Genomic DNA, 7869 nt, shown 5'->3' on the forward strand with positions numbered 1-7869 from the left:
GGGCTAAGGCACCTTTGATCGAAGTAGCCGGGAGTAAATATCTTTCTTCCAGTTGGGGTGAGCCTTGCTCCGGCCACACGAATATTTTTTCTTTTTTAGGGGTTACGTCGGCGTGTTTGTTGCCCGTGCCCGCACTGTATAAAAAGAAATCTCTGGCTTTTAATGTAATTGAGTAGGTCGTCCAGGTATTTTTGATGGTTTGGGCCTGGTAAAGTGACCAGCCTTGGAGCGCCTGGTTCAAACTGCTACTTTTGCCTAAATACGCCAAAAGTGCCTCTTTTTGGCTCAAATCGTATTCTCGATGCGTGCAGTCGATGACCTTAAATTGGCCAAATCCCTTGCGCGTACCTGCACCTACCCGAAACATAGGGGCATTGAGGATTCCCAAAATGATTTGCCAGTGGGTTTTATCAGCTGCAGTGCCTTGAAGTTCTAACTCAAATACAAAACGAGTGCCTCGATGAACCAACTCTTCCTCAAATTTATTGTGTTTCACCGCTACGCCCCGATGATCAATGCGTACATGATCACGTTCGGGCAATCGTTTAAAGTTCTGGTAATAGGCCTGTGAAAAGTCAATTTCACACAAGCCTTCGAGCACAGTTTGGCCATCTTCCGCTAATAAATGGGCACTACTGAAATCGATCCGACTTCCTTGGCCGTCTTTGGCAAGCAAGTGTTGGTAGCCAAACAGTTTTTCAATTGCTGCCTGATTTACCGCTTGTTTGGCCAATTCATGCCGAACAACTCCGGCTAGGGCTGTACCAGGAATGTAGGGCAAGCCATTGGCATCTTTGGCAATGAGGCGTTGATTGAGCAAGCCACCACGCCCAGAACCAATGCTAAGTGGTGTATTTGTTTCTATGGTAAAACGAGCCAAATAACGGAATTGATTTTGCATAGGATTACTGGTTTTGGGCAACTTTGGCCATTTCGGAAGACAATTTCATCGTTAGGTCAAGTATATTTCCGCCCTGTAATTCAGCTTTTTCAAAAATAAATTCCTGGAGGGTTTTCCATCGCTCGGCTTCTTGCCATTTTGACTGGGTTTGACCACTGCGGCAAAATCCATCTTCTTCAGCAAACAATATTTCGTTCAATGCGGTCTCATCGCGCAGATTTTTTGACAAGTTGCGGATTTGCCCCCATTGGCTTGAACTAATTCCCTTAAACTTGTCTCGATAATCATTGACAAATACATTGACTTTGGTATCAATCAAACTGTCTACATCATTCATCAAGACTTTAGATCGCAAAAAAGATAAGACCTTGTCATCTTGCTCTCCTTTTTCAATGACTTGAAAAAGGGGCTGGAGTGCATCAGGTAGTCGGTTAAATACTTTGAGTTCACCTGTGGAAGGGTCGGCTGGCAAAAATGGAGGATTTACCCAAATCTGGCCAAAGCCTTCACTGCGGTGGGCTCCGATACCTTGATCAAAAATGGAAGATGAAATGGGTTGACTTAACTCCACTACTATGACCGAACCTTTTTCAATAATCAGTCGATCTGCGTCCCGGTTACTGCGGTGCCGATTCCAGGTCAAATAAGTACGAGAAGTGACATGTGATTGATCCCATTTAATTGTACTGCCTGCTGGTAGCCCAAGGTGTTTGACGGCATCGGGTTGTACCGTACTATAACCTTCTTCATAAAAGCACCAATTGCTTTGTGCATAAAGTTGCACAGTGCCTTTCTGAATGGTGGTAGCTGATCCCGCAGAGGGTGCCGGAATACTTTTGATTTCAATCAGGCCGTATTCGGCTGAGCTGGAGCGGCCCAAACGTTGTTTGCCCACCAGCGCCTCCGTCAGCAAATCTACATATTGGGCTTGGTCCGTATCTACCCAAAATCGCCAGACTGAACCTTTCGGCAAGGCAAAGTACCCGTACATTTGGGCATCTCTGGAACGGCGTTTATCAGAATCATAAGCAGATTTGATGGAAAAGTTTTGATCTAGCCTGACCATTTCATCATGGAGGTTAAAATAGCCTGAGCGCAGTGCTTTGAGTTTAAGCCCATCCGCCTGTGCTTTTTTTAGATCAGCATTTTGAAGCTGGTAATATCGATAAGGCTGGGTCTGTTTCACAGCTGACTTCGATTCTGTCTGATCAGCTGATTTAGCCTCAGTTTTTGCTTTGAAGGTCAACCAGGTAGCGGGCACTTTGTAAAATAAATCCCAATTGGCATTGCTGGGGTGCGCATCACCGAAGCGAACGCAGCCATTGTGAAACAAGTCCAGCGTTTGTTGCGTATTTTGCCCCTGAGCCAATTGAGTTGGGCTTGGGTAATGTTTACCCGCCACCATCCCTAAAAACTTGGCTCCAGGTATGTAATCCAGCGATTTATGAAAGCCCTCGGTTGCTGCTTTCGCACTCAACACCACATCGCTCAATAGGGTACAGCTAAAATGTAAACGCGTCATATCAGGCTACTTGATAAAATTTGAAAGCACAACGCCCCAAGCCTCGGCTGCGACTGTTGCCTAATTTTTTAACCCACATCATACAATGTTCCAGTTGAACCAAGTTGGCGTCGTCGGAAGGGAAATGCTCAATATTCGCATAAAGGGTGAGGGGGATACAAACTTCCAACTGGCGCAAGGAACCATTGGCTGCTTGTCCAGCGTCGTCAATAGCCGTTGAAGCCAAAACAGGATACAACTGCTTTTTGTGTTCTGCTTGAAGGCTATTACTCAAATATTGACTCAATTCAGCATTGCCAAAATAACACATGGCTTCTTTGCTGATTTGATGAGTATTTTCGTCTTCCCCAACTCCAAATACAGTTTCGATAAAAGTTTTGGTGACCAATGTCGCATCCAGTTCGTTGAGCAACGTAGCCGCCTCGCGCAGCAGCCCTTTGAGGGTTCTACCAGGGATAAATGGCAAGCCCAGCTGATTTTTGATGACCGTGAGGTTGGCATCGGTACCTCCTGACAAACCAGAACCAGTGTGCCAGTAGGTGTAAAATTCAATTTGATAAATGACAGTACGCATCCCTTTATTTTTTTTCAATGCTGGCAATGGTGATCACGTCGTAGAGATGGGTGGTTTTACCCCGTGGATCAAAAGGTTTGTTCAAGCCCAGTTTTTCAATGTAAGACTTATTGATGCTTTTGATTCGCTCCATCAATTGCTCGGCACTGGCTTTGTCGCTATCCAGGGCAGTCAACCATTCGCGTAAGGGAGCCTTGGGAGCATCATCTTCGCTGATGTATTTTACCCAATCCCGCAACTCGCTTGTGCTCGAATAATAAACTTGTTTTTCGATAAAATAGGGCCCATAGTCAAATCCAATACCACTATTGGTGTTCAATTCTCGTTCGGCCAGCGGTTCGAAATCATCTTCAACAAAGGAAGATAGCACCCTGTGAAACATCAGGGCTGATTGTACCGTAAAACCAGGAAAATCTTTGGCCCGGACTGTAGCATCGGCTTTAGCACGTTCTTTTGCTTCTTTACAGAGGACATCGGCCAAGTTTACGCCATAATGAAAGGGGTACTTGGGTTTGATGTAAGCAATACCCGCACAGGCGCTTAACCCTGCACCGAGATTGTTTAGTTTGAATTGTGTAGCCAGTTCGGCAAACTTGTTCTTGGTATGGTGTTCAAATCCTTTTAAAAACGCTTCGGTGAATCCCAATGCCAGTTCGCCCCGAATGATCACAGTGAGATCATCTCCACCTAAAATTACTGGACGTATGGGGAGATAGGTGGTTCTGCCGTTCTCAGCATTGAAGATTGTTTCATTTTGAAACACCGGGTCTACCGTCTGCTTGTATGCATCCTGAGCCGCCGCGATAGTCGCTTCATCCAATTTTTTTGAAAACAATCTGGAAAAGTCTTGTAAATCCCCTTTATTGGCAATGAGTTCTGTACGGACTTGTTTGATAATGGTACCTAAATTATTGCCATCTGCATGTACAATTGCAATCCAGCCTTGTTTTTGGTCTTCAAGCAAATATTCAATTTCAGTGGCAAATGCTGCTTGATCAACTAATGTGTCACCCAACATTTTTTCAAGCAATGTATGCTTACTTTCTTCATGGTATTTGATTTTCTGATGTTGTCGGCGGTCAAGATAATTGGTTCCATCTTCTGTTTTTTCGATCCGAAAAGCCGCCCCCCCTGTGCGTCGCGAACGCTCAGAAATCATAAGACCAAGTCCGTGTTGGGTACGTTGACGATGGCGTTGTAAGCCCAAACGCTTTTCCAGCTCATGGAAATCATCTTGTTGTAACGTGCTATTGAATTTTACTACAGCCTGGCTAAAAGACAAGCCAGGAATTTCTTCCAATACACTCTTTTGAAAGGTGTGGAGTACAACTTGACAATCCTGTTGGTGCTCAAAAATATAAGTAATTTTCCCCGCAGCCCCAATAAGCAAATTTGCTTCTTTGTAGCCCGAACTAGTAGCATTTACAGCATCAATAAACTTCTGTTTACAGATCTGCTCCACCAATTCACTAGCTCCCACGATTTCTTTCAGGCGGCTGGTCTCGAAGATAAAGGATTGAATCTGGTTGACATTGGCACCATATAAGTATTGATCCATGTTACAATGTTATAGTTTGTTGGTTCTTTTCAGAACCATAATTGTTTTTAATGTTTAATCAATTTACCTAATAATTAGCCGTCTTCTTCTCTTTTGACAAACATAATGAAAGTTTTTTAGTAATATCAATTAGAAATGGTTTTTTTTGTAAAAAAATAGGCCAGTAAAATGAGTAGCTCCATACTTTCTACCGATATGCCCGATACCAATGCCATCCTTGTACCCACGCTGAGTATTGTATTTGACTTGCCCATCCAACAACGCCAAATCGCGCAGTGGAGAGGGGCTTTCATTGAGTTGGCTGGGCGGGAATATCCACTGTTGCACAACCACTACGAGGATGGTGCCTCGATCTACCAATATCCCCGAGTGCATTATCGGCTCAAAGGGGGCAAGGCTGGACTCTACGCTTGTTGCGATGGCGTAACCTGTGTGCAGGACGTTTTATCGAGCCGGGACTGGCTGCTAAGGTGGCAAGGCAAAAAGCGACCGCTGGCCATTCTGGAAATGAAAGTGCAAACTTATCCACTGGCTATTCAAACCAATAATTTGCGCTACCGCATCAGCAATTACCTGGCCCTCAACCAGGACAATTACCAGGATTGGGTGCAGAAGGAATCCTTGTTGGAGCGCATACAAGTTCTGGAACGTTTGTTGCGCAACCACCTGCTCGCAGGCATTTGGGGCCTGGGCTGGGAAAGTGAAGACAAGCTTAAAATTCAGTTGATCGAATTGTGTGACACTCAACCCGTGAGCTACCACGGTACCACCCTAATGGCTTTCGACCTTATCTTTAGTTGTAATGCCCAATTGCCTCCAGGGATGGCGGTGGGAAAAGCGGTGAGCTTTGGCTTTGGTTGTGTACTACCTAATCCCTGAAAATAGACTTAAATAGTCCTAAATTTTAAATTTCACTTTTACATGGAAAAAGTACTTTTTTTAAGCCTGGGCAATCGGGATTTGCAATTACCCCGAAATGCTAGTATACCTATTGATATCTTCAACAAACACTTCGAATTAGGTAGTATGGATACTGGCGAAAATTATGTTCTAAAAAAGACAGATAAGCAGTTTTTAGCGCATAGCGAAGCCATCTACGAGCTTTATGAAGAACTTGCTGGACTTGTATGCTTTCCTATGGTCGACGCAACACTGGAAGAAGTGGGCCGAGATTTGGCTCAGATTGTGATCATCACAACGCAACAAGAACCAGCGGACAGTCAAGATTGTCAATATGTTGCTTTATTTTTAAAAAAATGGTTGGAGCAAAATGGATTTAGTGTAGTGTATAAACCAATTACTTTTCCACCCATCCATTTAGACCAATTGATGGATTTTTATAATGAGCTCTATGATCAGTATGCCCGCTACCAGATTTTTTTTGGTAACTCAGGAGGTACACCAGATATGCGTGCAGCTACTCATATGGCAGGAATGTTCAGAAATATCCGTTTTGTGACGTTACAGGCCAGGACTCAAGAGGCTAGTCAAAAAAACTTTCGCAGCCAAGAGAAAAGAATCTTGCAGCACATTGTTGATAATATGTTAAAGGTGTATGATTATGAGGGCGTTAAAAACTTGCCAGTGTCAGATCGAGTGAAAGAAAAATGTGATGAGGCATTGGATTTATACAATTTGAAAACGAACATAGTTAGGGGTGATGAAGGTTTTGGTGAAAAGTCGAAAAAGGCCATTGCCCTTTTGCTTGAAAACATGAAGATTTGTTTTCACCAGGGCAGATATGCTGATGTAATTGGTCGGATTTTTCGGATAGAAGAAGCAGTCGGTCAATACCTGTTGTATACAGAGCTAAAACAACGCGAAGGAATATCTGATCAAGACAAAGTATATCGAATCGATTCCAAGGGTAAGAAAAAGGCCGATAAATCATTCGAACAAACAATTGCCAATGGAGAAAGTAGTGAAGCGATGTATCTTCACTATTTCCAGGAAGAATTTACCTTCATTATTTCCCCAAAAGAAGAAAAGGTTTGGTATTTTGTTAAGCATCCCGATGTACCAATGAAGGCTGGGAAAAATACTTTTTTTTTCCTGTTCAGTGCATTAAAAAAACATCAAGATTTGTATCAGATCTTCATGCGATTAAATGATAATTATGCCAAGGTCAATAAACTGACAACACTACGGAATAAAAGTTACCTGGGGCATGGATTCAATGGTGTTTCCGAATCAGACATCGAAGAAATCACGGGTAATTTTTTGGAGTTTTACAATGAACTGAAAGCCTTATTGGAAAAAGTACTGAACATTGTCATTGAGCCTATATTTGATGACCTTAATGAGCAAATAAAAAACTTGTAGGGTACGTCTTTCCTTGGATGCATAGTCGTATTGTTGTTAAATTAGGAAAAATGCGACTTGATCATTACATTTGGTGAAATGTTCTTTGATAAGGCGGGATAATGGATTTTATAAAATTGACGCTATTTTTTGCACACGATGGGCACCTTCAAAGCGTCAATTTTTATCAGTTTGTTATGTTTAAAAAAAATAGATACATGTATTCTGACAATTCTTGGCCCTTTTTTTGGTCGCAATACGTTCATTTTTAGTTTTTTAGAAAAGCTAAGGGTAGGAGCGTATTCCATTACAGATGGGGACTGCGACCACTCTTGTCTGACCCGAAGGGTCAGTGTGGATGGTAGGAGCGTATTCCATTACAGATGGGGACTGCGACGTTCGTATACGCAGTGTAAGCTTGATAGCCATGTGGTAGGAGCGTATTCCATTACAGATGGGGACTGCGACTTATTTGCTATAAGCTAGGACGGTTGAACCTTCGTAGGAGCGTATTCCATTACAGATGGGCACTGCGACCTAGTACCGTAGTTTTATCGGCAACTCAAATCAAGGTAGGAGCGTATTCCATTACAGATGGGGACTGCGACGAACTTCGTGTTCTGCAAAAGCTCGCGGAAGGCCGTAGGAGCGTATTCCATTACAGATGGGGACTGCGACGAATAATACGTTTCCACATTGTTCTTTTGAGATTGTAGGAGCGTATTCCATTACAGATGGGGACTGCGACCCAATAATGCCTGCAACCAAGAGAGTTCCCTCGGGTAGGAGCGTATTCCATTACAGATGGGGACTGCGACACAAGGTCATTCGTCAATAATGACGATTTCAAGAGTAGGAGCGTATTCCATTACAGATGGGGACTGCGACGTCTTGGGTAGGTCACCGTCCAAGATTTTGCCGATGTAGTAGCGTATTCCATTACAGATGGGGACTGCGACTGTTGTGCCCGAGCCGCCCGCACTTTTTAGGTAGTAGGAGCGTATTCCATTACA

Annotated in this window: 6 protein-coding genes and 1 CRISPR repeat array; of the genes, 2 read left to right on the plus strand and 4 right to left on the minus strand. The window is 43.4% G+C overall.

All coding sequences use genetic code 11. From position 1 onward, the window contains the following. The 4 genes from ACEW9O_RS07210 to ACEW9O_RS07225 all read right to left on the minus strand — a co-directional run. On the minus strand, nt 1-901 hold a 901-nt coding region (locus tag ACEW9O_RS07210), incomplete at its 3' end, for an RAMP superfamily CRISPR-associated protein (protein ID WP_373549465.1). Nucleotides 902-905: 4 nt separating this feature from the next. Continuing rightward, nucleotides 906-2423, minus strand: a complete 1518-nt coding sequence (locus ACEW9O_RS07215) for a hypothetical protein (RefSeq protein ID WP_373549466.1) — start codon at nt 2421-2423, stop codon at nt 906-908. A 1-nt stretch (nt 2424) separates the two neighbouring features. Next, a complete protein-coding gene (locus ACEW9O_RS07220; protein WP_373549467.1) occupies nt 2425-2997 on the minus strand; it encodes an RAMP superfamily CRISPR-associated protein in 573 nt (190 codons plus the stop codon). A gap of 4 nt (nt 2998-3001) precedes the next feature. Beyond that, on the minus strand, nt 3002-4555 hold the full coding sequence (locus ACEW9O_RS07225) for a hypothetical protein (protein ID WP_373549468.1): 1554 nt from the start codon (nt 4553-4555) through the stop codon (nt 3002-3004). 168 nt (nt 4556-4723) lie between these two features. Between ACEW9O_RS07225 and ACEW9O_RS07230 the strand changes: the two genes are divergently transcribed. Beyond that, a complete protein-coding gene (locus ACEW9O_RS07230) occupies nt 4724-5434 on the plus strand; it encodes a CRISPR-associated endonuclease Cas6 (protein ID WP_373549469.1) in 711 nt (236 codons plus the stop codon). A gap of 42 nt (nt 5435-5476) precedes the next feature. Further along, on the plus strand, nt 5477-6877 hold the full coding sequence (locus ACEW9O_RS07235) for a hypothetical protein (RefSeq protein WP_373549470.1): 1401 nt from the start codon (nt 5477-5479) through the stop codon (nt 6875-6877). Between the two features lie 270 nt (nt 6878-7147). Beyond that, nucleotides 7148-7815: a CRISPR direct-repeat array (repeat unit 36 nt; unit sequence GTAGGAGCGTATTCCATTACAGATGGGGACTGCGAC). Nucleotides 7816-7869 lie beyond the last annotated feature (54 nt).

This window comes from Haliscomenobacter sp. (assembly GCF_041740695.1).
Classification (GTDB): Bacteria; Bacteroidota; Bacteroidia; order Chitinophagales; family Saprospiraceae; genus Haliscomenobacter.